Source organism: Paenibacillus forsythiae T98 (assembly GCF_000520735.1).
Classification (GTDB): domain Bacteria; phylum Bacillota; class Bacilli; order Paenibacillales; family Paenibacillaceae; genus Paenibacillus_AQ; species Paenibacillus_AQ forsythiae.
On sequence record NZ_ASSC01000588.1, the window covers coordinates 1 to 1,590 of the forward strand.

At 56.9% G+C, this 1,590-nt stretch carries 1 pseudogene and 1 riboswitch; the pseudogene reads right to left on the reverse strand.

The features are described 5' to 3' along the window. Positions 1-1,065: pseudogene (locus tag L692_RS29355) on the reverse strand (hypothetical protein); the annotation flags it as partial. Between the two features lie 187 nt (positions 1,066-1,252). Next, a riboswitch (cobalamin riboswitch) is annotated at positions 1,253-1,444 on the reverse strand. Between the last annotated feature and the right edge of the window lie 146 nt (positions 1,445-1,590).

Genomic DNA, 1,590 nt, shown 5'->3' on the forward strand with positions numbered 1-1,590 from the left:
TCCTTCGATAGCTACAGACACCCGGACAAGCGGATGTACAGCAGGCGGATGGGCGACAAAATCATACAGCTTGCTGTCGCCGCCGCCCGTGAACAGGCCGTAAGCGGCCAGCGCCTGCAGCGCCTGCTCTGTAGCCAAAGCATCCCCGCTCCCGGACAACTGGTGGGCAAAGCCTCCGTCTGCTGTGCGGAAACTCATCAAACGGCCAATCAGATTGCTGCCGTTCTTGGTAAAGTCCGAACCGACGGGATCGACGCCGTATGCGGTCAGGCCGATGATGGCCTGCGATACGCTTTCACTGCTGTCCCCATAGCCTCCGTGGGTCGTATTCTGCTGAGCGGACAGCCACTGTACCGCTTGTTCCCCCGCAGTGGCAACAGCCGGTTCGTTCTTGTATGGAGACAAGGCCGCCAGGGCCATTGCCGTAGTGTCAGGCCCGCTTGCTCCCCCAATATGAAGAGGAAAGCCCCCATCCCCGTTCTGTCCGGAGAGAATCTGCTGAACCAGCTTGTCCTTCGTCCATTTCGCATCGAACGGCAACGTATAGGCGCCGGAATCCAGCGCGATCAGTCCGTAGATGGCGTTATTCAGACTTTGCCCGGCAATGCCTTCGTTGTTATAAATAGCCGCAATCAGGTTGCTGCCCTCGAAATTCGTCGGGTCCTTGCCGATCGCTTTAACCGCCAGAGCGATTCGGGCGTAGTCCGTTACTGCGGAGAAATTTCCTCCTGCGTTCTTTACTTTATTCTGAAGCGCGGCAGCGTAAGAATCCGGCACTCTGTACCCGGCCTGAGCCAAGCCGACAGCCTGCCACTCCGAGGTTACGCCCTGCTTCAGAATATACTCGGCCGCGGAATAGACGGCATCGGTTACGCTGATTGACGATGATGCACCCGCTGCGTCCGCAGCGTGCAAGATATCCGCAGCCCCCGTCTCCTGATTGACGGCATCCCCCGTCTCGGCAAAAGCCCGCCCCGCCGGGGCATACGGCGCGTCCAGCAATGAGAAAATCATCAATAAGGCCATTCCCAGCGCAAAGATTCTGGAAGAAATCCTGCTCTTCATTGTTCAACCTCTTTCTTCTGAATTTGTGGGAGCCATGAAGCTTATGAATGCGCATAAATCAAGAAAAAAGACCGCCCCCAAAGAGGGACGGTCTTTCCGTGCAACGAACCGGAGACGCTGCCTTTACAAGCCTTGGCATCAGCCGCGCGCAAATGTCCGCGTGTCCTCACCCCCCGAAGGACACCCGGGCCTTGACCAGAAAAAGGCAGGTCTCCTGGCTCATGCTTCATCGCTTCCTCTCGCCTTCCCGTTCTGCATGAACAGTGGCATGCTTTCAGAGGGTCGCTCCGCATATACAGTGGCGGGACCGCGCCGGACTCCAACCGGCTTCCCTTTTAAGCGGACTTTCAAGGCCCGCACCTTTTTAAGAATATATTAAATTTTCGGCAATCTTTATCATATCGGTTATCCGAGAGGTTGTCCATACATTGCCAGCTATTCGGCCTTAAAAATAAACGGTAGGCTCACCCTTACTTCGCCGCGGGGCTCGCGCTGCCGGAAGCCGCCGGAGACGCTGCCGGAGAG